This is a genomic window from Saccharothrix sp. NRRL B-16314 (assembly GCF_000716595.1).
GTDB lineage: Bacteria > Actinomycetota > Actinomycetes > Mycobacteriales > Pseudonocardiaceae > Actinosynnema.
On the sequence record NZ_JNXC01000013.1, the window covers coordinates 1 to 20,582 of the forward strand.

General features: G+C 71.6%; 19 protein-coding genes. 4 read left to right on the top strand and 15 right to left on the bottom strand.

Annotated features, from left to right (window positions below):
- Positions 1–92: 92 nt before the first annotated feature.
- The 5 genes from OQ02_RS20035 to pdxR all read right to left on the bottom strand — a co-directional run bounded on the left by OQ02_RS20035 (position 93) and on the right by pdxR (position 6,797).
- A complete protein-coding gene (locus OQ02_RS20035; RefSeq protein WP_033440041.1) occupies positions 93–860 on the bottom strand; it encodes an ABC transporter permease in 768 nt (255 codons plus the stop codon).
- Positions 857–1,810, bottom strand: coding sequence for an ABC transporter ATP-binding protein (locus OQ02_RS20040; RefSeq protein WP_033440042.1), 954 nt, complete (start codon positions 1,808–1,810; stop codon positions 857–859). Before OQ02_RS20040 ends, OQ02_RS20035 begins: the two co-directional genes overlap by 4 nt.
- Before the next feature lie 47 nt (positions 1,811–1,857).
- A complete protein-coding gene (locus tag OQ02_RS20045; protein WP_033440043.1) occupies positions 1,858–3,297 on the bottom strand; it encodes a GuaB1 family IMP dehydrogenase-related protein in 1,440 nt (479 codons plus the stop codon).
- A 565-nt stretch (positions 3,298–3,862) separates the two neighbouring features.
- The gene (locus OQ02_RS20050; RefSeq protein WP_033440155.1) at positions 3,863–5,389 is read right to left on the bottom strand and encodes an ATP-dependent DNA ligase; all 1,527 of its coding nucleotides are present in this window, start codon (positions 5,387–5,389) and stop codon (positions 3,863–3,865) included.
- 37 nt (positions 5,390–5,426) lie between these two features.
- Positions 5,427–6,797, bottom strand: coding sequence for a MocR-like pyridoxine biosynthesis transcription factor PdxR (gene pdxR, locus OQ02_RS20055; protein WP_033440044.1), 1,371 nt, complete (start codon positions 6,795–6,797; stop codon positions 5,427–5,429).
- 48 nt (positions 6,798–6,845) lie between these two features.
- On the opposite strand from pdxR, the gene OQ02_RS20060 reads away from it, so the two are divergent.
- Entirely contained in the window at positions 6,846–7,772 is a 927-nt protein-coding gene (locus tag OQ02_RS20060) for a DMT family transporter (RefSeq protein ID WP_231500127.1), read from the top strand.
- A gap of 76 nt (positions 7,773–7,848) precedes the next feature.
- Here the strand turns inward: OQ02_RS20060 and OQ02_RS20065 are convergent, their stop codons facing one another.
- Positions 7,849–9,243 (bottom strand): class II fumarate hydratase, encoded by a 1,395-nt coding sequence (locus OQ02_RS20065; protein ID WP_033440046.1) that lies wholly within the window; start codon positions 9,241–9,243, stop codon positions 7,849–7,851.
- A gap of 64 nt (positions 9,244–9,307) precedes the next feature.
- Here OQ02_RS20065 and OQ02_RS20070 point away from each other — a divergent pair, with 64 nt between their 5' ends.
- Positions 9,308–10,279, top strand: a complete 972-nt coding sequence (locus OQ02_RS20070) for an NAD(P)/FAD-dependent oxidoreductase (protein WP_033440047.1) — start codon at positions 9,308–9,310, stop codon at positions 10,277–10,279.
- Positions 10,280–10,282: 3 nt separating this feature from the next.
- Here OQ02_RS20070 and OQ02_RS20075 read toward each other — a convergent pair whose 3' ends face one another.
- The 8 genes from OQ02_RS20075 to OQ02_RS20110 form a co-directional block, all read right to left on the bottom strand.
- A complete protein-coding gene (locus tag OQ02_RS20075) occupies positions 10,283–10,711 on the bottom strand; it encodes a L,D-transpeptidase (RefSeq protein ID WP_033440048.1) in 429 nt (142 codons plus the stop codon).
- A gap of 56 nt (positions 10,712–10,767) precedes the next feature.
- Complete coding sequence (locus OQ02_RS20080) at positions 10,768–11,241, bottom strand: L,D-transpeptidase (RefSeq protein ID WP_051772564.1); 474 nt, start codon at positions 11,239–11,241, stop codon at positions 10,768–10,770.
- Between the two features lie 302 nt (positions 11,242–11,543).
- Positions 11,544–12,311, bottom strand: coding sequence for a S1 family peptidase (locus OQ02_RS20085; RefSeq protein WP_033440049.1), 768 nt, complete (start codon positions 12,309–12,311; stop codon positions 11,544–11,546).
- A 156-nt stretch (positions 12,312–12,467) separates the two neighbouring features.
- Positions 12,468–13,523 (bottom strand): class II fructose-bisphosphatase, encoded by a 1,056-nt coding sequence (glpX, locus tag OQ02_RS20090; RefSeq protein WP_033440050.1) that lies wholly within the window; start codon positions 13,521–13,523, stop codon positions 12,468–12,470.
- A 48-nt stretch (positions 13,524–13,571) separates the two neighbouring features.
- Entirely contained in the window at positions 13,572–13,781 is a 210-nt protein-coding gene (locus OQ02_RS20095) for an exodeoxyribonuclease VII small subunit (protein ID WP_033440051.1), read from the bottom strand.
- A complete protein-coding gene (locus tag OQ02_RS20100) occupies positions 13,778–14,209 on the bottom strand; it encodes a hypothetical protein (RefSeq protein WP_051772565.1) in 432 nt (143 codons plus the stop codon). Before OQ02_RS20100 ends, OQ02_RS20095 begins: the two co-directional genes overlap by 4 nt.
- On the bottom strand, positions 14,166–15,491 hold the full coding sequence (xseA, locus tag OQ02_RS20105; RefSeq protein WP_081915780.1) for an exodeoxyribonuclease VII large subunit: 1,326 nt from the start codon (positions 15,489–15,491) through the stop codon (positions 14,166–14,168). Before xseA ends, OQ02_RS20100 begins: the two co-directional genes overlap by 44 nt.
- Positions 15,488–15,973: a lipid droplet-associated protein gene (locus OQ02_RS20110; protein ID WP_033440052.1), complete on the bottom strand. Its 486-nt coding sequence runs from the start codon at positions 15,971–15,973 to the stop codon at positions 15,488–15,490. The genes xseA and OQ02_RS20110 overlap by 4 nt, the downstream gene beginning before the upstream one ends.
- A gap of 85 nt (positions 15,974–16,058) precedes the next feature.
- On the opposite strand from OQ02_RS20110, the gene OQ02_RS20115 reads away from it, so the two are divergent.
- Positions 16,059–17,003: a 4-hydroxy-3-methylbut-2-enyl diphosphate reductase gene (locus tag OQ02_RS20115; RefSeq protein ID WP_033440053.1), complete on the top strand. Its 945-nt coding sequence runs from the start codon at positions 16,059–16,061 to the stop codon at positions 17,001–17,003.
- 146 nt (positions 17,004–17,149) lie between these two features.
- Here OQ02_RS20115 and OQ02_RS41100 read toward each other — a convergent pair whose 3' ends face one another.
- Positions 17,150–18,001 (bottom strand): PP2C family protein-serine/threonine phosphatase, encoded by an 852-nt coding sequence (locus OQ02_RS41100; protein ID WP_051772566.1) that lies wholly within the window; start codon positions 17,999–18,001, stop codon positions 17,150–17,152.
- 453 nt (positions 18,002–18,454) lie between these two features.
- Here OQ02_RS41100 and OQ02_RS20125 point away from each other — a divergent pair, with 453 nt between their 5' ends.
- Positions 18,455–20,353: an ABC transporter ATP-binding protein gene (locus OQ02_RS20125; RefSeq protein ID WP_033440054.1), complete on the top strand. Its 1,899-nt coding sequence runs from the start codon at positions 18,455–18,457 to the stop codon at positions 20,351–20,353.
- The last annotated feature ends 229 nt before the right edge of the window (positions 20,354–20,582 follow it).

The window sequence follows — 20,582 nt, forward strand, 5'->3', positions numbered from 1 at the left end:
CCGCCGCCATCTGGCACAACGACCACACCGACCAGCCCGTCAAGCGATCACTGACCGCCTACGACCACTAACGAGCCCTTGGACTTACTCATCTAGTCGAGCGCCCGGCGCATGAAGCCGCGCATGCCCAGCGCGCCGAAGCCCAGGATCGACGCGATGAGCACCACGAAACACACCCACAGCGGCATGTGCTCGACGTTCGGCACCAGCACGGCCCGCATGCCCTCGCTGACGTAGGTGAGCGGGTTGAGCGCGCACAGCACCTGGAACCAGCGCAGGCCGTCCAGCGCCGGCCACGGGAACTGGGCCGAGCCCGTGAACAGCAGCGGCGTCAGGATCACCGCGAACATCACCGTGATGTGCCGCGGCGACACCGACGTGCCGATGACCATGCCCATCGCCGCGCCCGCCAGCGAACCCAGGACGATCACCAGCAGGGCCACGGGCAGACCGGACAACGGCCAGCTGACGTCCAGCATGACGAACCCGATCGGGATCATCAGCACCGCCGCGAGCAGCCCGCGCAACGCCCCGAACACCATCTTCTCCACCGCGACCATCGGGATCGGGATGGGCGCCAGCAGCCGGTCCTCGATCTCGCGCGTCCACGAGAAGTCCAGCACCAGGGGCAGCGTCGTGTTCTGCAACGCGCCCAGGAAGCCGTTCATCGCCACGATCCCCGGCAGCAGCACGGCGGCGAAGTCGGCCTGCACGTACCCGATGTCGCCGAGCACCTTGGCGAAGATGAACAGGATGAAGAACGGCTGGATGATCACCTGCGCGAGGAAGCTCGGCAGCTCCCGGCCGGTGACGAAGACATCGCGCCACAGGATGGCGTTGAACGTGCGCAGCGACGTCATCGCAGCTCCCGGCCGGTCAGGTGGATGAAGACGTCTTCGAGGCTCGGCGTGCCGATGGACAGGTCCGTGACCGCGGTGCCGAGCCGTTCCAGCGTGCGCAGGACCTCGGGCAGCGCCACGGCGGGCGCGACGTCCGTGTAGAGGCGGAACATCTCCTGCACGTGCTCCACGCGTTGCACGCCCTCGACCTTCGCCAACCCCTCCGTCACCGGATCGGGGCTCGTGCCGTCGAGGGCGACGGTGACGCTGAGCGTCGTGCTGCCGGGCAGGGTCTTGGTCAACTCGCCGGGGGAGTCCAGCGCGAGCAGCTTGCCGTGGTCGACGATGCCGACCCGGTCGCACAGCTTCTGCGCCTCGTCCATGTCGTGCGTGGTGAGCACGACCGTGACGCCGTCCGCGTGCAGGGCGGCCACCCGGTCGTGCACGAAGAGCCTGGCCTGCGGGTCGAGACCGGTGGACGGCTCGTCCAGGAACAGCACCTTAGGCCGGTGCATCAGGGCGCGGGCGATCATCAGCCGCTGCGCCTGACCGCCGGAGAGCGTGTCCACGAGGCTCTTCGCGTGGTCCTTGAGCCCCATCCGCTCCAGGATCTCGTCGGCCAGCCTGACCCGCTCGGTGCGGCCGATGCCGTGGTAGGCGGCGTGGAACAGCAGGTTGTGCCGGACGTTCAGCGCGCGGTCCAGGTTGTTGCGCTGCGGGACCACGGCGAGCATCCGGCGTGCCCGCTGGGAGTCCGCGACCACGTCGACGCCCTCCACCAGGGCCTGGCCGGAAGTAGGCCGGACCCTGGTGGTCAGGACGCCGACGGTGGTCGTCTTGCCTGCCCCGTTCGGGCCGAGCAGCCCGAACACCTCACCCCTGCGGACCGCGAAGCCCAGCCCGTCCACCGCCGGTTTCCGGCCCTTTTTGTAGACCTTCACCAGGTCCGTCACCGCTACGGCTTCGTCCACCCGACCAGCCTAATCGGAGCGGTGACGGGCGTTCACCGGATTAACGATCACCACCCGGCGGGCAGCGGGCGGCCCTCGGCGAACCCGGCGGCGCTCTGGATGCCGAGCGTCGCCTTGGCGTGGAACTCCTCCAGCGTCTGGGCGCCGGCGTAGGTGCAGGCGCTGCGGACGCCGGCCGTGATGGAGTCGAGCAGGTCCTCGACGCCGGGGCGGATCGGGTCCAGGCGCATGCGGGAGGTGGAGATGCCCTCCTCGAACAGGCCCTTCTTGGCCCGGTCGAAGACGTTGTCGGTGCGGGTGCGCGCGGACACGGCCCGCTTCGACGCCATGCCGAAGGACTCCTTGTAGAGGCGGCCCTGTTCGTCGCGCTGGAGGTCGCCGGGGGACTCGTAGGTGCCCGCGAACCAGGAGCCGACCATGACACCGGCGGCGCCGGCGGCGAGGGCGAGGGCGACGTCGCGCGGGTGCCGGACGCCGCCGTCGGCCCAGACGTGCTTGCCGAGCCGCCGGGCTTCCGCGGCGCACTCGGCGACGGCGGAGAACTGCGGGCGGCCGACGCCGGTCATCATGCGGGTGGTGCACATGGCGCCGGGGCCGACGCCGACCTTGACGATGTCGGCGCCCGCTTCGACCAGGTCGCGGACGCCTTCGGCGGTGACGACGTTGCCGGCGACGACCGGGACCGTGGGGCCGGCCTCGCGGACGGCCTTGAGGGCGGCGATCATCTTCTCCTGGTGACCGTGGGCGGTGTCCACGACGAGGGTGTCGACGCCGGCCCGGAGGAGTTCGTCGGCCTTGGCGGTGACGTCGCCGTTGACGCCGACGGCGGCGGCCACGCGGAGCCTGTTGGCGTGGTCGAGGGCGGGTTGGTAGACGTCGGCGCGGAGGGCGCCCAGGCTGGTCATGACGCCCCTGAGGCGGCCGTCGGCGTCGATGCCCAGCGCGACTCGCTGCGTGCCGCCGTGGAGCCGTTCGAAGACTTCACGCGGCGGGGTGTCCAACGGGAGGGTGACGATCCGGCCGTCGGCCACGTCGTGCAACCGAGTGAACCGATCGACACCCGCGCACGCCGCCTCGTCGACGACACCCACGGGCCGACCGTCGTCGTCGACCACCACCACCGCGCCGTGGGCGCGCTTGTGGAGCAGGTTGACGGCGTCGGCGACCGAGTCGTCGGGGTGGAGGGTCAGCGGCGTGTCCCAGACCGGGTGGCGGGCCTTGACCCACTGGACGATCTCGGCGACCGCCTGCGGCGCCACGTCCTGCGGCAGCACCACCAGCCCGCCCCGCCGAGCCACGGTCTCCGCCATCCGCCGTCCCGCCACCGCGGTCATGTTCGCGACCACGATCGGGATCGTCGCCCCCGTGCCGTCCGAGGTCGACAGGTCGACGCCGAACCTCGACTCCACGGCCGACCGGCCGGGCACGAGGAACACGTCGTCGTAGGTCAGGTCGTAGCTGGGCCGATGCCCTTCGATGAACCGCACGAGACCTTGATACCCGCGTCGGGCCGAATTCGCGCCGGTTGTGGGCACCAAAGCGCCGTCGCTACGGGGTCTGCGGTTGTGGGTTCGCCCAAAGCCGCACTATGGCGGGCGCCTGCTTGGTGCGTGTCGCGGGAGTGCGCGGCGCGGGAGGGAGTGCACGGCGCGGGAGCGCGTGTCGCGGGAGTTGCGCACCGGAGTGGCCCTGGCCTGGGGGCGCGTCGGTGGGGCGCGGGCAGCGGTGGTGCGGGGTGCGGTGGTGCGGGGTGTGGTGGTGCGGGGTGCAGGGTGCGGTCGGCTGGCGGTGCTGTGGGTTGGCGGTGCGGCGGTCGTGCGGTGGGGTGCGAGGCCGGAGCGTCGCGTGCGGTAGCCCGTCGACGAGCGCTGGGTCGGCGGGCGCTGGGTGGGAGGTCGGCGGGCGGAGGGTTTGGGTGGGGCACCTGGGCTGGCTGGTGGAGTGGCGGGTTTGGGGGTTTGGGGGTTTGTAGGGGTGTGGCGGGGTTGGTTGGTCTCCGTCTCGTTCAACCGAGGGGCGGTAACGGTGTTTCCGTACATTTTCCGGCGATGATCACCCGTTTGTGTCGTCCTGGGCCGCTGCACGTTGCGGCAAGAGGGCGCGGACCGTGTCGATCGTGTCCGCCTCGCCCGCGTCCTTGTCCGGCCGGTACCGCAGGACCCGGGCGAACCTCAGCGCCACCCCACCAGGATATCGAGGGCTGACCTGCACACCGTCCAGTTCGATCTCTATCACCAGTTCGGGTCTCACCAGCACGACCCAGTCCGACTTCTCCGTCGCGATCGCCATCAGCTCCCGCGTCTGCCACGCCAGCAACTCGTCCGTCAGACCCTTGAACGTCTTCCCCACCATCACCGGCGGCCCGCCATCCGGATCCCGCGCCCCCAGGTGGAGGTTCGACAGCAACCCCTTCCGCCGCCCGCTGCCCCACTCGACGCCGAGCACCACCAGGTCCAGCGTGTGCACCGGCTTCACCTTCTGCCACGCCCGCCCGCGCCGCCCCGCCGCGTACACCGACTCCAGCGCCTTCACCATCACGCCCTCGTGCCCGGCGTCCAGCGACTCGGTCACGACCCGGGCCGCCTGGTCCTCCGTCGGCCCCACCACCCCGGGAATGACGTGCGAGCCCGCCACCGACCGCAACGCCTCCAAGCGCGTCCCCAGCGGTTCGTCCAGCAGGTCGACCCCGTCCAGGTGCAGGCAGTCGAAGAAGAACGGGCTCAGCAACAGCTCCCGGACGTCCCTCGCCCCGAACCTGCTCATCGTCTCCTGGAACGGCCGCGGCTTGCCGTCGTCGGTCAACGCCAGCGTCTCACCGTCCAGCACCACCGACCGGCAAGGCAGCTCCCGCACCAACGCCACCAGCTCCGGCACGGTCCCGGTGATCTCCCGCAACGTCCGCGTGAAGATCCGCACCTCGTCCCCCGACCGGTGCACCTGGATCCGCGCGCCGTCGAGCTTGTGCTCCACCACGCACGACCCCAACTCGGCCAACGCCGCCGTCAGCGACTCCGCCGGCGACGCCAGCATCGGCCGCACCGGACGCCCCACCTCCAGCCGGAACGCCGCCAGCGCCTCCTCCCCGGTCATCGCGGCGACGGCGGTCCCGGGCAGCGAGCCGGACAGCATGAACGCCCGCCGCACCACCTCGCCGGGCACGTCGGCCGCACGGGCGATCGCGTCCAGCATCACCCCTTCGAGTGCACCTTGACGCAGTTCCCCGGTCAGCAGCCGACGCAGGAAGTCCTGCTCGGCCTCGGTGGCCCTGCCGAACAGGTCGGTCAGCAGGGCCGACCGTCTCGCCGTCGACCCCTTCCCGCTCGTCGACGCGATCGCGCCCAACGCCGAATCCACATCGGACACCGTGAGCGAAGGCGTCGACGCCGGCGGAACGGCCAGGTCGAACACGGTCCGCCAGCCCGCGCCGATGCGCCCCTGGCTGGGCACCCCGACCAGGAACGACACCACCGCGGGCGTCGTCATCCGGCGCACCAGCCCGGCCAGGGCGGCGACCTTGGCCAGGCGGGAACGCGTCGCCGCCACCACGGCGGACGTCTCGACGAGTTCGCTGAACAACACGTCGACCATGGTGCACCCGACCCCCGACAAAAGCCGGTCAGCAGGCCGCGCGGAGCTCCCGGACCGCCTCCCGCAGCCGGTCCGGCGTCAGCGCCGCATACCCGAGGACCAGGCCCGGGAACGTCGGCGTGCGGGCGTAGGCGGCCAAAGCCGGTGCGTTGACGCCTCGCCGGGCCAGCCTGGCCTGCAACGCCGAGTCGTCGGTCCCCTCCGGCAGCCGCACCACCACGTGCAGGCCGGCGGCCACCCCGATCGGCTCCCAGGCGGGCAGGACGTTCCGCAGCTCGTCCAGCAACGCGTCCCGCCGCGCCCGGTACAGCTGGCGCGTGCGGCGCAGGTGCCGGTCGTACCCGCCGGTGTCGAGCAGCCGGGCGAACGCCGCCTGGTGCAAGGTGCCGGTGCCGAGGTCGTCCAAGCGCTTGCGGTCGACCACGGCATCGCGCAGGGCGGGCGGTAGCACCAACCACCCCAGCCGCAACGCGGGTGCCAGGACCTTGCTCGCACTGCCCTGGTACACCACCCGCGTCGGGTCGAGCGCCTGCATCGCACCCAGTGCGGGCCGGTCGTAGCGGTGTTCGGCGTCGTAGTCGTCTTCCACCACGACTCCGTCGCACGCCCGCGCCCAGTCCAACAGCGCACGCCGACGCGTCGGGTGCAGCACCACACCCAGCGGGAACTGGTGCGCGGCCGTGACGAAAACCGCCCGACAGTCCGAAGTGGACAGCACGTCGACGCGGAGGCCGTGGTCGTCGACGGGGACGGGGCAGATGGTCAAGCCGTGTGACGCCAGCATCTCCGCGGCACCGGGGTGGCTCGGTTCCTCGACCGCCACGCTGCGGTGCCCGGCCGCCTGCAACACCCGTCCCAGCAACGAAATCCCCTCGGCCGCGCCGTTCGTGACGACCACTTCGGACGGTCGCGCGGCCACCGCCCGCACCCGACCCAGGTAGTCCGCCAGCTCCCGCCGCAACGGCCCGAAACCGGCCGGGTCCGGGTAGCCGAGGTCGTCGGTGGACAGGTCCGCCAACGCCGACTTCTGCGCCTGCAACCACTCCTCGCGCGGGAACGCGCTCAACGCGGGCACGCCCGGCCGCAGGTCGTAGCGGAACTTCGGCGCGGGTTCCGGCTCGCCGGCGACCGCGCCCGGCCACGTGCAGGTGGCCGCGACGGTCGTGCCCGAGCCGCGCCGCGCGGTCAGGTAGCCCTCGCCGATGAGCTGCTCGTAGGCGGACGTGACGGTGCCGCGGGCGACGCCGAGCTGCGCCGCCAGGTCCCGGCTGGACGGCAGGCGGGTGCCCGGCGCGAGCCGCCCGTCCCGCACCGCGCGGCGCAGCTCGGACTCGACCGCGCGCCGGCCGTTCGCGGCGGGGAGGAGGAGTTCCCGGTAAGTGGTCCAGTTGGAGGGCATCGAAGTGGAGCTTAAGCCTGGACCACCTCTCGCGCAGAGTCGTCCACCATGAGAACCGCGACCATGAGGTCCACGAAGAGCGCGATCGCGGCCGGTGCCCTGACGTCGGTGATCGTGGGCGCGTCCGTGCCGGTGACCGGGATGCTGCAGGGCTACCCGCTGCTCACGGGACAGGCGATGCGGTACGGGCTGGGTGCGTTGGTGCTGCTCGGGTGGATCGCGCTGCGGGGCGGGCGGCTGCCGGTGCCGGGGCGGCGGGACTGGCCGGCGCTGATCGGGCTGGTGACGACCGGGATGCTCGGGTTCACCGCGTGCGTGCTGTACGCGCAGCGGTACGCCGAGCCGGGGTTCGTCGCGGCCGTGCTCGGCGCGAGCCCGTTGGTGCTGGCGCTGGCGGTGCCGCTGGTGGCGGGGCGGAAACCGGCCGTGCCCGCGGTGGTGGGCGCCGTGGTCGTGGTCGGCGGGGTGGTGGTGCTGTCCGGCGGCGGGTCGTGGCACGGGCCGGGGTTGGTGCTCGCGCTGTCGACGATGGCGGCCGAGGTCTCGTTCACGCTGTTCGCGGTGGGGGTGGTTCGGCGGTTGGGCGGGGTGGCGGTGGCGACGTGGTGCTGCCTGATCGCGGCCGTGGTCGGCGGGGTGTTGGGGACGGTGTTCGGCGGGTGGCAGGTGCCGACGGTGCGGGAGGGCGTGGCGCTCGTCGTGCTGGGGGTCGTGCTGACGGCCTTGGCGTTCGGGCTCTGGTACTTCGCGGTGGCGCGGTTGGGCGCGGACCGGGCCGGGGTGCTGATCGGGTTGATGCCGGTGGCGGGGCTGGGCGCGTCGGTCGCGTTGGGTGCGCAGGAGCTGACGGCGGTGGCGTTGCTGGGCGCGGTGGCGGTGGCGTGCGGTTGCGTGATCGGGCTGCGGGGGCGGACGGCCGCCGACCGACCGCCCCAGGCCGACCCGAACGTCCGGCTCGCGCGTTCTGAGCGTTGAACTCAGGGGTCCTGAACGTAGGACTCACGCGACCGGAACGTAGGACTCACGGGTCCTGAATGTAGGACTCACGGGGTTATTGGTTGCCTTTGGCCATGCGGAGGACGTCCAGGGCCTCGTCCAGTTGGGCTTCGGTGAGCTTGGCGGGGACGTGGCCGCGTTCCAGGACCACCTCGCGGATGGTCTTGCGCTCCTTGAGGGACTGCTTGGCGATCGACGCGGCCTCCTCGTAGCCGAGGTACCGGTTCAGGGGCGTGACGACGGACGGCGACGACTCGGCGTACTCGCGCATCCGCTCCACCTGCGGCGCGGCGCCGGTGAGGACCTTGTCGGCGAGGAGGCGGGCGACGGCGGCGAGGAGGCGGGACGACTCCAGGACGTTGCGGGCGATCACGGGCAGCATCACGTTCAGCTGGAAGTTGCCCTGGGAGCCCGCGAACGCCACCGCCGCGTCGTTGCCGATCACCTGCGCCACCACCATCATCGTGGCCTCGGAGATCACCGGGTTCACCTTGCCCGGCATGATCGACGAGCCCGGCTGGAGGTCGGGCAGCGCCAGCTCGCCGAGGCCGGTGCGGGGGCCGGAGCCGAGCCAGCGGAGGTCGTTCGCGATCTTGTACAGGCCCACGGCGGTGGCCCGCAGCTGCCCCGAGATCTCGACCACGCCGTCCTGCGTGGCCTGGGCCTCGAAGTGGTCGCGCGCCTCGGTCAGGGGCAGCCCGGTCACCGACGCCAGTTCGGCGGACACGGCGGCGCCGAAGCCCGCCGGTGCGTTCAGGCCGCTGCCGACGGCCGTGCCGCCGATGGGCAGCTCGGCCAGGCGCGGGAGCGACGACGTCAGGCGCTCGACGCCGTAGCGGACCTGGGTGGCCCACGCGCCGGCCTCCTGGCCCAGGGTGATCGGCACGGCGTCCATGAGGTGCGTGCGACCGGACTTCACCAGGGACGTCCAGTCCGCGGCACGGGCGTCCAGCACCGACACCAGGTGCTCCAGAGCGGGGATCACGTCGCGCGCCACGGCCTCCGTCGCCGCGACCCGCAACGTCGTCGGGAACGTGTCGTTGGACGACTGCGACGCGTTGACGTGGTCGTTCGGGTGCACCTCGCGGCCGGACGCGCGGGAGGCGAGGGTGGCGATGACCTCGTTCGCGTTCATGTTGGACGACGTCCCGGACCCGGTCTGGAACACGTCCACCGGGAAGTGGGCGTCGTGCTCGCCCGCCGCGACGGCGTCGGCGGCCGACGCGATGGCCGCCGCGACTTCGGGTTCCAGTACCCCCAACCGCTCGTTCACCCGGGCCGCGGCGGCCTTCAGCAGGCCGAGCGCGCGGATCTGGGCGCGCTCCAGGCCCCGCCCCGAGATCGGGAAGTTCTCCACCGCTCGCTGCGTCTGCGCACGCCACAGCGCGTCGACCGGCACCCTGACCTCGCCCATGGTGTCGTGCTCGACGCGGTACTCCTGTTCTGCCATGCCACCGAGTTTGGACCGGCTTGCCTTACTGGGCACGGTGGGCTGGAACACCTAAGGTCGAGGCATGGAGCTTGAGGTCGACCTGCTCATCGTCGGTGCGGGCCCGACGGGGTTGTTCGGGGCGTACTACGCGGGATTCCGGGACCTGTCGGTGGCGGTCGTCGACGCGCTGCCCGAGGCGGGCGGCCAGATCACCGCGATGTACCCGGAAAAGATGATCTTCGACGTGGCCGGGTTCCCGGCGGTCCGCGGCCGGGAGCTGGTGACGGCGCTCGTGCAGCAGGCCGACCAGTGGAAGCCGACCTACCTGCTCGGCCGCCAGGCCCGGACGCTGTCCGATGTGGACGGTCGGCTGGAGATCGGGCTGGCCGACGGTGGCGTGGTGCGCGCCGGCGCGGTGCTGATCACGGCCGGCATCGGCGAGTTCCGGCCGAGGCCGCTGCCCGCGGGCGACGGCTGGCTGGACCGGGGCATGGTGCACTTCGTGCCCAAGCTGAACGTGCACACCGGCCAGGACGTGGTGGTCGTCGGCGGCGGTGACTCGGCGTTCGACTGGGCGCTCGCGCTGCACCCGATCGCGGCCAGCGTCACGCTGGTGCACCGCCGCGCGACGTTCCGCGCACACCCGCCGACAGTGCGGCAGGTGCGCGAGCTCGGCGTGGAGATCATCACCGACGCCGAGGTGCTGGAACTGCGCGGCGACCCGGAACTGGCCGAGGTCGAGGTGGCCATCAAGGGCGGCGACCGCAAGGTGCTGCCCGCGCAGGCCGTCGTCGCGGCCCTCGGCTTCACCGCGGACCTCGGGCCGATCGAGTCGTGGGGCCTGGAGTTGGACCACCGGGCGGTGCTGGTGGACACCACCATGCGCACCGCCCGGGACCGCGTCTACGCGGCGGGCGACGTGGCCCAGTACCCCGGCAAGGTCAAGCTGATCGCCACGGGCTTCGGTGAGGCCGCCACCGCGGTCAACAACATCGCCGTCCTGCTCAACCCCTCGGCCCACCTGTTCCCGGGCCACTCCAGCAACGCCGGCTAGGGGCTAGGGCACCACCTGGACCTGCTCACCGGGGAACAGGTTGTCGAAGAACGTCACGGCCGCGTCGTGCGACAGGTGCACGCAGCCGTGCGACAACTCCGTCAGGCTGCCCTCGTGGAAGGCGATGCCGCTGCCGGTGAAGTACACCGAGAACGGCATGGGCGCGTTGTACGGCACGCTCCAGTCGTCACGGACCTTGCGCAGGACGGGGAACGTGCCGACCGGCGTGCCGTAGCCGGGCCGGCCGTGCGTCACCGGTACCGGGCGGTAGCTCGCGTTGCCCCGGAAGACGAGCCACGCCTGGTTGGTGGACAACTTCAGGCACGCCCCGTCCGTGATGGAGCAGGGCGTGCCGGTTGACGCGGATACGGGTGCCGCGAGGCCTAACAGCAGGGCGGACGCGGCGAGAACGGTGCCGAACGTCTTCTTCATCGCGAATCACTCCTCGACCCCGGTTACCCGATCGTGGGGTGATTTCACACGTCCGATCAAGCGGCGACCTGAACCTGGTCACCCACTCGGAGGGTGTTGAAGTAGGTCGCCGCCGCGTCGCGGGACAGGTGGATGCAGCCGTGCGACTCCTGGGTGAGGCTGCCCTCGTGGAACGCGATGCCGCTGCTGGTGAAGTACGTCGAGAACGGCATCGGTCCGTTGTAGGGGATGCTCCAGTCGTCGCGGACCTTCCACAGGACCGGGAAGTAGCCGACGGGCGTCTCGTAGCCGGGCTGCCCGGACGTCGTCGGCACCGGCCCGTAGCTGATCTTGCCCCCGCTGATCAGCCACGACTGGTTGGTCGACAGCTGGACGCACGCGCCCTCGGTGATGTCGCACGGCGTGCCGGGCACGGTCACCGGCGGTGGTGCCGGCGCGGGCTGCGGCTCCGGGGTCTTCGAGGTCGGCTCGGGTGCCGGTTCGGGCGACGGTTCGGGCACGGGCACCGGCTCGGGTGCCGGCGTCGGCACGGGCGCCTCCGACGGAGCCGCCGAGGATGAGGGCACCGAGGAAGAAGACGAGGACGAGGACGACTCGGTCGGCGCTGGAGCCGGTCCGGCCGCCTGCTCCGACGTCCCGCACGCCGTTGCCAGGAAAGCGATTGCCACCAATGCCGCTCTACGCATCGCGCACCCCCAGGATCATGCTGTTCTGACCTGGAGACGCCGCCCGCGAGCGCCGGGTTGCCAGCCGCCGGGTAACGAATCGATCAGGGCCGCCCCACCCGGAAGTGGGACGGCCCTTCGAACGGACGAACGGGTGAACCCGCGGGCTAGACCGCGCCCGCGTACTGGCTGATCCACGAGCGGAACGCCGGCACGTCCATGTAGATCGACGGGCCGGTGGCGCAGGTGGAGCTGTTGTTGCCCGCGCGGCTGGTGGCGCCGACCAGCTGCCACACACCGTTCACGGACTTGATCTGCGGGCCGCCCGAGTCGCCGTAGCAGGCGCCCGAGTTGCCGTTCGGGTTGTTCGTGCAGATCTCCACCGAGCCGTAGATGCCCAGGCAGTTGCTGTCCGACACGATCGACGTGTTCAGCTCCTGCAAGGTGATCGGCGCGCCACAGCCGCCACGCGGGGCGCAGGTCTGGCCCCACCCGATGATGCGGGTGGCGGTGCCGACGGCACCGGACGTCGACGCCACCGAGATCGGCGTCTGGCCCACCGACGTCGACAGGCGCACCAGGGCGATGTCGTACGACGAGTGGGTGATGACCTGCGCGCCGGACGCGACCGTGCCGCCGCTGGTGCGGTTGGTCGTGCCGATGCGGGCCCGGATCGAGGACGCCGACCGGCCCTGCACGCAGTGCTTGGCCGTGACGACCCAGTTGGCCTTGATCAGCGAGCCGCCGCAGAAGTGGCTGCCCGTGGTGCTCTGCAGGGACACCATGAACGAGTAGGTCTGCGTCGCGTTGCCGCCACCCACGATGTACGGGGTGATCTCGCCGTCGCCCGCCGGGGCCGCCGCCGCCCCGGCCGCCGTGGCGAAAGCAGCTCCTACCGCCACCGCGAGCGCGGTGAACAGGGTACGAACCTTCATCGCTTCCTCTCCGTCCCCGGCGCAGGGATGCTCGGGGACGGATCGGAAACTTGGGATGGACGTCCGGTGATCACCACAGCCGATCGGCCGGTAACGCTGGGTTCACAGTTGACAGCGTTGCGTGGCGAACGGGCTACTCCCCGTGCGAACGGACCACTACGGGAGCGGCGGGAGGGCGTCCTCGCCGGTCGGCGGGATGTCGAAGTCGACCGACGCGTACTCGCGCAGCTTGGTGAGCCGGTGGAAACCGTCGATCATCCGCACCGTGCCCGACTTCGACCGCATCACGATCGACTGCGTCGTGCAGCCGCCCGCCCGGTAGTGCACGCCGCGCACCAGGTCGCCGTCCGTGACGCCGGTCGCGCAGAAGAACACGTTGTCGCCGCGCACCAGGTCGTCGGTCAGCAGCACGCGGTCGAGGTCGTGGCCCGCGTCCAGCGCCTTCTGCCGCTCGGCGTCGTCCTTCGGCCACAGCTTCGCCTGGATCGAGCCGCCCATGCACTTCAGCGCCGCCGCCGCGATGATGCCCTCCGGCGTGCCGCCGATGCCGACCAGCAGGTCGATGCCGGTGTGCGGGCGGGCCGCCGAGATCGCGCCCGCCACGTCGCCGTCGGAGATGAAGTGGATGCGTGCGCCCGCCGCGCGCACGTCCCGCACCAGCTCGTCGTGCCGCGGCCGGTCCAGGATGCACACCGTCACGTCGGACACGTCGCTGTGCTTGGCCTTCGCCACCCGGCGGACGTTCTCGGCGATCGGCGCGGTGATGTCGATGACGTCCGCCGCCTCCGGCCCGGTCGCCAGCTTCTCCATGTAGAACACGGCCGACGGGTCGAACATCGCGCCGCGCTCGGCCACCGCGAGCACCGCCAGCGCGTTCGGCATGCCCTTGGCCATCAGCGTGGTGCCGTCGATCGGGTCGACCGCGACGTCGCAGTCGGCGCCCTCGCCGTTGCCGACCTCCTCGCCGTTGAACAGCATGGGCGCTTCGTCCTTCTCGCCCTCGCCGATCACCACGACGCCACGCATGGTGACGGTGCCGATCAGCTTGCGCATGGCGTCCACCGCCGCGCCGTCGCCGCCGTTCTTGTCGCCGCGGCCCACCCAGCGCCCGGCGGCCATGGCGGCGGCCTCGGTCACCCGGACGAGTTCCAGCGCGAGGTTGCGGTCGGGTGCCTCGCGGCGGCGCTCGGACGGGCTGCTGCCTGTGACCATGACGTTCCTCCTGCGATTACCGGCCGGTAGACCAATCCTCGCACGATGTCAGGACTCGGCCACGGCCTCCTCGGTCACACTGAGTGCTTGATCGATCCGTTCCCGGGCGCCCGCGAGCTGCCGCTCGCAGGTCTTCGCCAGGGCCTCGCCGCGTTCCCACAGCGCCAACGACTCCTCCAGCGACAGGCCGCCCGCTTCCAGTTTGCGGACCACCTCCACCAACTCGTCCCTGGCCTGCTCGTAGCCCGGCTCGCTCACGTGGACAACTTCCCCAATCGGTTCTGGACGTGCACCACGACGGTCGCAACCGCCTGGTCGTAGCCGATGAAAGCCTCGGCGAACTCCGCGCCGTCACCCTCGCGCACGGCGTCGTCGATGCGGTGCTCGGCGGCGGCGACGCGCCGGCGGTGGACCGAGCCGTGGCCCAGCCACCACTTCACGCCGGCGTAGCCGGAAGTGGCCTCGGACAGGTCGTGCAACCGGCTGACCAACGCCTGGCCGCCCGCCTTGCAGCCGGCGACCAGTGACAGCCAGCAATCGGCGGCGGCCCGGTCGGCGGACTCGGCGCGGCTGCGCACCGCACGGGCCGCTTCGTCGTCGGACCTCCCCGCGGCGGCCATCGTCAGGGGCAGGAACGTGGGCTCACGTGCCGGGTTCGGCACCACCGCCTCCTTCCACTGCCTCATCGCCTGCCGGTGTGCCTGCCTGATCGCCGACTTCGCCGGTGACGAGCGCGTGCACGGCGCCGTTGGCCACGCGCACCCGCAACCGGGTGCCGGCGGGAGCCTGGGACGTCGACCGGAGCACACCGTCGACCCCGTCGGGGGTCACGAGCTGCACCACCGCGTACCCCCGCGCCAGCGTGGCGGCAGGTCCGAGGGTCGTCAAGCGCGCCGTGGTGGCGATCAGCCCGGACGTTTCTGAATCGAGACGGTTGCGCACCGCGCGGCGGGCCCGTTCACGCAGTCGGTCGATGTCCTCCGCGCGCCGGTCCAGCGGGCCGTGCGGGTCGGAGAGCGCAGGTCGGGTCCGCAGGGCGGCGAGGAGCTTGCGCTCCCGGTCAACCCAGCCGTGCAGGGCCCGGCGGCTGCGGTCACGCAGCTGGCGGATGCGCTCGCCCTCCTCCGCGACGTCCGGGACCACCCGTTTGCCCGCGTCGGTCGGCGTGGAGCAGCGCACGTCCGCCACGTGGTCGACCAAGGGGGTGTCCGGCTCGTGCCCGATCGCGGACAGCACGGGCGTGCGGCACTGCGACACGGCACGGCAGAGCGCCTCGTCGGAGAACGGCAGCAGGTCCTCCACGCTGCCGCCGCCGCGGGCCAGCACGATGACGTCGACCTCGGGGTCGCGGTCCAGAGTCGACAGTGCGGTGAGGATCTGCGGCACGGCCGAAGCCCCTTGCACCGCAACGGTGATCACGCGGAAACGCGCGCCGGGCCAGCGGGCGTGCGCGTTGGTCAGCACGTCGCGCTCGGCGGCCGACGCGCGGCCCGTGACGAGACCGATCTTGTTCGGCAGGAACGGCGGCTTGCGCTTGCGGCGCGGGTCGAACAGGCCCTCGGCGTTGAGCAGCTTGCGCAGGCGTTCGATCCGGGCCAGCAGCTCGCCGATGCCGACCTGGCGGATGTCGTCCACGCGCAGGCTCAGCGTGCCGCGGTTGGGGAAGAAGTTCGGCTTGCCGTGCACCACGACCCGGCTGCCCTCGGTCAGCTGGAGCTCGCGCACCATGCCGACGGGCGCGGTGAGCTGCATCGACATGTCCACCGACGGGTCACGCAGGGTGAGGAACGCGGTCGCCGTGCCCGGTCGCGCGCTCAGCTGGGTGACCTGGCCCTCGACCCACACGTCGCCGAGCCGGTTGATCCAGTCGAAGATCTTGCGCGCGACCGTCCGGACCGGCCACGGGTGCTCAGCACTGGACTTCTCGGGGCTGGACTTGTCGGTGACGGGCGGCTTCTCCGGGTTCACCGGTGGCCGAGGTTCGCGATGCGACGGGTGAGCATGCCGGTGTACTCGGGACGGGCGGCGTGCGTGCGCTCGTGCGCCAGCAGCTGCTCCAGGTCCTCCGCGCTCAGGGTGCGCAGACGTGCCCTGAGCTGCGCCAACGACAGCTCGTCGTAGTTCGGCAGCACGGCGGGCGGCTCGGCGGCCAGCGCCTGCTCCTCCTCGGCCCACGGGTCGTCGGCCCGCACGGGCGGCGACTCGGGCTCGTCCTCGTCGAAGGTCGCCCACTCGGGCTCCTGCTCCGGCGGCTGGAGCATGGCCAGCACCTCGTCGCCCTTGATTGCGAGTTCCGTCACCTCCTGCTGGATCCGCATGGTGAGCCGCATGGCCTCGCTGATGACGGTGACCGGCAGGCCCGCGAGTTGCACCGGAAGCTTCCGGACCTGCTCGACGGCGGTGACCGCCAGTCCCGCGGCGAGGCGGACGGTCAGCGGCAGTTGCTTCATGCCTACAGCCTGCCGCAGTCGGAGGTCCGATGCCTACATTCGGCGCGCCGTACGCTGAGAGCGGCCACGCCGTACCCTGGGAGCCATGGACAAGCGAGTGCTCCTGGCGAAGCCGCGTGGCTACTGCGCGGGCGTGGATCGTGCGGTCGTGACCGTGGAGAAGGCGCTCGAGCAGTACGGCGCCCCGGTCTACGTGCGCAAGGAGATCGTCCACAACAAGCACGTCGTGGAGACGCTGTCCCGCCGTGGCGCGATCTTCGTGGACGAGACCGACGAGGTGCCCGAGGGCGCGCTCGTGGTGTTCTCGGCGCACGGCGTGTCGCCCGCGGTGCACGAGGAGGCGGAAGCCCGGCAGCTCCGCACGATCGACGCCACGTGCCCGTTGGTGACGAAGGTCCACAACGAGGCGAAGCGGTTCGCCCGTGAGGACTACGACATCCTGCTCATCGGCCACGAAGGACACGAAGAGGTCGAGGGCACGTACGGCGAGGCGCCCGAGCACATCCAGCTCGTGGACACCGCGGAGGACGTCGACAAGGTCGTGGTGCGCGACCCGTCCAAGGTGATCTGGCTGTCCCAGACGACGTTGTCGGTGGACGAGACGATGGTGCGGGTCCGGCAGTTGCAGGACCGGTTCCCGGATCTCCAGGAGCCGCCGTCGGACGACATCTGCTACGCGACGTCGAACCGGCAGACCGCGGTGAAGACCATGGCGCCGGAGTGCGACCTGGTGCTGGTGGTCGGGTCGAAGAACTCGTCCAACTCGGTGCGGCTGGTCGAGGTGGCGTTGCAGGCGGGTGCGCGGGCGTCGTACCTGATCGACTACGCGAACGAGGTCGACCTGGCGTGGCTGGAGGGCGTGACGACGGTCGGTGTGACGTCGGGCGCGTCGGTGCCGGACATCCTGGTGATGGAGCTGCTCGAGTTCCTGGCCGAGCACGGCTACGGGGACGTCGAGGAGATCACCACGGCGAACGAGAAGATCGCCTTCGCTCTGCCGCGCGAACTGCGCAAGGACATGGTCCGCTGAGACGCGGTCCGCGAGGCCTGCCGTCGGGTTGATCGCGACGGCAGGCCCGCCGGATCACTTCCGCGGGTCCGGTGGCACCGGTGGGAGTGGCCCGGTCGTCTCGTTGTCGCCCGGGTAGTCGTTGTCCCGTCCGTCGAGCGTGATCGTCACGTCGCGTCCTCCTTCTCGTTCCCGTCTTCGTCCTCGACGGATTCTCCGCCGCGGGCCTTGCCGCCCGGGTCGTCCACGGCCGGGTGGTGCACGACGAGCGCGGTCACGTCGTCGCCGACACCCTTGTCCTGCGCCGCTCGGACCAGGGCCTTCGCGCACGCGGACGGCTCCGGGTCCTCGGCCGCGATCCGCGCCACGTCCTCCGCCGTCAGTTTGAGCCCGTCGGACGCCAAGACCAGCATCGGCGCGATCACCTCGTTGCCCGACAGCCCGTACAGGGGTACGCGCGCCAAGTCGTTGAGCAGCTCCCGATCGGCCGGCCGCGCCGTGTCCTCGTCCGCGCCCTCGTCGCGCAGCAGTTGGCCCCTGGTGTGGGGTTTCGTCGCGAGCCACGCCTGACCGTCCCGCACGGCCCACGCCACGCTGTCGCCGGCCCAGGCGACGAGCCAGCGCCCGTCCGGCCGGGAGACCGCTGCGACGACCGCCCCCGAGGGCGAGGGCAGCAGGATCTTCGGGTCGGAGCACATCTCCGAAGCGGTGACGATCCCCAGCACCGGGCTGCCGCGTCGCGCGGTGACACCGGCCACCGCGGGCGCGGTGTCCGCGGCGAACCGAGCCACCTCCGGCGCGGAGCCGGAGCCGTCGACCACGGCCGCCGCGATCACGTCGTGGAACACCGCGTACGCCCCGGCGTCGCAGTTGCGCTCCCGCCGTCGCCCTTGGACGGACACCAGTCCGGCGAGGGCGGGCGTCGGCTCGGCAGGGGCGGGTCGGACGGGACGCGGGTCGCCGATGCGGTCGGTGGGCCGGGTGGACGCGGACCCGGGGACATCGCCGTCTTCGATCACGGAGCGCAGCGTAGCCACCGTCGAACCCCCTCCGGATCGCGACCGTCCGACCGTGGCGCGGCGTGCCGGGTGGCCGTCCGAACCCTCGCGGCTCCAGGCTGAGGACCTCGACCGCCGTCGTCCAGGGCCGTCCTCCGAACGCACCCGCACATCGCCCGGCGGTGTGGGGCCGCAGTCGGAGCCGTCACCTACCGCGACGACGTGAAGCCCTCGGACCCCTGGGGCGACGTGGGTCGGCTTGCCAGGCGCACCGTCCTTCCCGGCCGGTGCGTTGCGCCACTGCCGCAGCCACTTCGTCCAGGGCGGCAGCACCATGACTTCCGATGCCGGAGCGCGGGGAGCCCTGCTCGGATTCTGCCGGCGGAGTACGACAATCTCGGGTGCGGTCGGGCTTGAGCTGCGCTGACGGTGAAAGCGGTTGGCGGGTCGGGTGAGTTCGCGTTTCCTTGAGGTATGAGCGATGGGGCGACGGACACGGTGCTGATCGGGGTGGAGAACGTGGCCACCCCCACGTGGGCACGGCGTCGACGGGGGTCCTCCGTCAGCCTGGGCAAGGCGTTGCGGAGCCTGCCGTCGGCCGTGTCGATGGTGGTGCGCCTCGCCTGGCGCACCTCGTCCCGGCTGACCGTGCTCGCGGGCGTGGTGCACGTGTTGTCCGGCTGCGTCACCGCTTTCGGGCTGCTCGCCACGGCCGACGTGTTCTCGGCCCTGCTGCGCGAAGGCCCCACGCCGCAGCGGATTGCCGAAGCCTTGCCGGCGCTCGCGGTGGTGGTGGGCTCGTTCGTGGTCCGCGCCCTGCTCGACACGGCGGTCGCGGCGGTCGAGAGTTCGTTGCGGCCCAGGGTCACCCGTGCCGCCGACGACGAGGTGACGGCGGTCCTCGTGCGGGCCTCGCTCCTCGCGTTCGAGGACGCGGACTTCCGCGAACTGGCGCGGCAGGGCGGTCGGCGCGGGGTGAGGTCGCTGGAGAGCAGCCTGCGCTACCTCGCCGACCTGGTGTCCGGCGGCATCTCGCTGATCGCGGCGGTCGTCACGGTCGGGCTGCTCAACCCGTGGCTGGCCCCCGCCCTGCTGCTGGCCGCGTTCGCGAACGCCTGGGCGTCGGCGCGCGCGTCGAAGCTGCGCTACGAGCACTTCCTCGACTCCGTCACCCGCAACACCCGCAAGGGCGTGGTGGAGGAGGTCGCCACCGACCGCGACTTCGCCCTCGAACGGCACGCCCTGACCTTGCAGGAACGGCTGCTCGGCGAACACCGGCGCATCGCGGACAGCCTGATGGCGGACGAGATCCGGATGGCCCACCGGACGAACGTCGTGCGGCTCACCGGACGCGCGTTGGCCGGCATCGGCACCGCGGTCGCCTACGTCGTGCTCGGCGTCCTGCTGAACAACGGCGGCATGGAGCTGGCGCTGGCGGGTACGGCGGTCTTGGCCATGCGCACCGGCTTCTCGTCGCTGGCCTCGACGACGCGCGCCGTGAACTCGCTCTACGAGGACTCGTTCTACATCGACTTCTACCGGAAGCTGCTGGTGGAAGGCGCGGAACGGGCGCAGGGCAGCTCACCGGCCAAGGCGCCCGCCGACCCGTCGCTGATCACGCTGACCGACGTCTCCTTCACCTACCCCGGCGCTCCCAAGCCCGCGCTGCGCGACGTGAACCTGACCGTGGCCAAGGGCGAGGTCGTCGCGCTGGTCGGGGAGAACGGCTCCGGCAAGACGACCCTCGGCAAGGTCCTCACCGGCCTGTTCCCGGCGTCGTCCGGCACCGTCGCCTGGGACGACGTCGACCTGGCCGCGGCGGACCCGCACTCGGTGCACTCGTCCATCGCGGTGATCGCGCAGGACCCGGCGCAGTGGCCGATGACGGCACGGCACAACGTGACGGTCGGCCGGCTGGAACGCGACGACGAGGAGGCGTGGCGGGAGGCGGTGGCGAAGTCCGGCGCGGACGAGGTGCTGGCGTCGCTGCCCGCCGGGCCGGACACGGTGCTGTCGCGGCAGTTCAACGACGGGCAGGACCTGTCCGGCGGGCAGTGGCAGCGGATGGGCATCGCCCGCGGCATGTACCGGGACGCGGCGGTGCTCGTGGCGGACGAACCGACGGCCGCGCTGGACGCCAAGGCGGAGGCGCGCGTGTTCGAGGGCCTGCGGCAGGCGACGGCGCGGCGCACGACGATCCTGGTGACGCACCGGCTGGCGAACATCCGCAACGCCGACCGGATCGTCGTGCTCGACCAGGGCCGGATCGTGGAACAGGGCACGCACGAGGAGTTGATGGCGTTGCGCGGCCACTACTTCGAGCTGTTCGAGCTCCAGGCCTCCGCTTACCGGGGCGGGCTGCTGGCGTCCTAGGCCGGCGCGGTGATCAAACGGTCCGGTGATCGGAACCGGTAGGCCGGGCCGCGATTTCTGTGCAATTCGGTCCGGAACCTGCCCTCACTGCCGTGAGGAAGGCAAGCAGGTGTCCGGGCAATTCAGAAGAATGGCAATCGCCTTCACCGTGACGCCGCGAGGATCAAGGGCGGGGTGAATTCAGCGGGACGATCTCAGTACCACGCCTTGTGCCACAGGTGGTTGTTCA

Bases quoted from the DNA above. Each gene is read 5' to 3' on its own strand.
- OQ02_RS20075 (WP_033440048.1), bottom strand. From the start codon at position 10,711: ATGAAGAAGACGTTCGGCACCGTTCTCGCCGCGTCCGCCCTGCTGTTA.
- glpX (WP_033440050.1), bottom strand. From the start codon at position 13,523: ATGGTCACAGGCAGCAGCCCGTCCGAGCGCCGCCGCGAGGCACCCGAC.
- OQ02_RS20125 (WP_033440054.1), top strand. From the start codon at position 18,455: ATGAGCGATGGGGCGACGGACACGGTGCTGATCGGGGTGGAGAACGTG.
- OQ02_RS20085 (WP_033440049.1), bottom strand. From the start codon at position 12,311: ATGAAGGTTCGTACCCTGTTCACCGCGCTCGCGGTGGCGGTAGGAGCT.
- OQ02_RS20065 (WP_033440046.1), bottom strand. From the start codon at position 9,243: ATGGCAGAACAGGAGTACCGCGTCGAGCACGACACCATGGGCGAGGTC.
- OQ02_RS20035 (WP_033440041.1), bottom strand. From the start codon at position 860: ATGACGTCGCTGCGCACGTTCAACGCCATCCTGTGGCGCGATGTCTTC.
- OQ02_RS20070 (WP_033440047.1), top strand. From the start codon at position 9,308: ATGGAGCTTGAGGTCGACCTGCTCATCGTCGGTGCGGGCCCGACGGGG.
- OQ02_RS20110 (WP_033440052.1), bottom strand. From the start codon at position 15,973: ATGAAGCAACTGCCGCTGACCGTCCGCCTCGCCGCGGGACTGGCGGTC.
- OQ02_RS20100 (WP_051772565.1), bottom strand. From the start codon at position 14,209: ATGAGGCAGTGGAAGGAGGCGGTGGTGCCGAACCCGGCACGTGAGCCC.
- OQ02_RS20060 (WP_231500127.1), top strand. From the start codon at position 6,846: ATGAGAACCGCGACCATGAGGTCCACGAAGAGCGCGATCGCGGCCGGT.
- pdxR (WP_033440044.1), bottom strand. From the start codon at position 6,797: ATGCCCTCCAACTGGACCACTTACCGGGAACTCCTCCTCCCCGCCGCG.
- OQ02_RS20115 (WP_033440053.1), top strand. From the start codon at position 16,059: ATGGACAAGCGAGTGCTCCTGGCGAAGCCGCGTGGCTACTGCGCGGGC.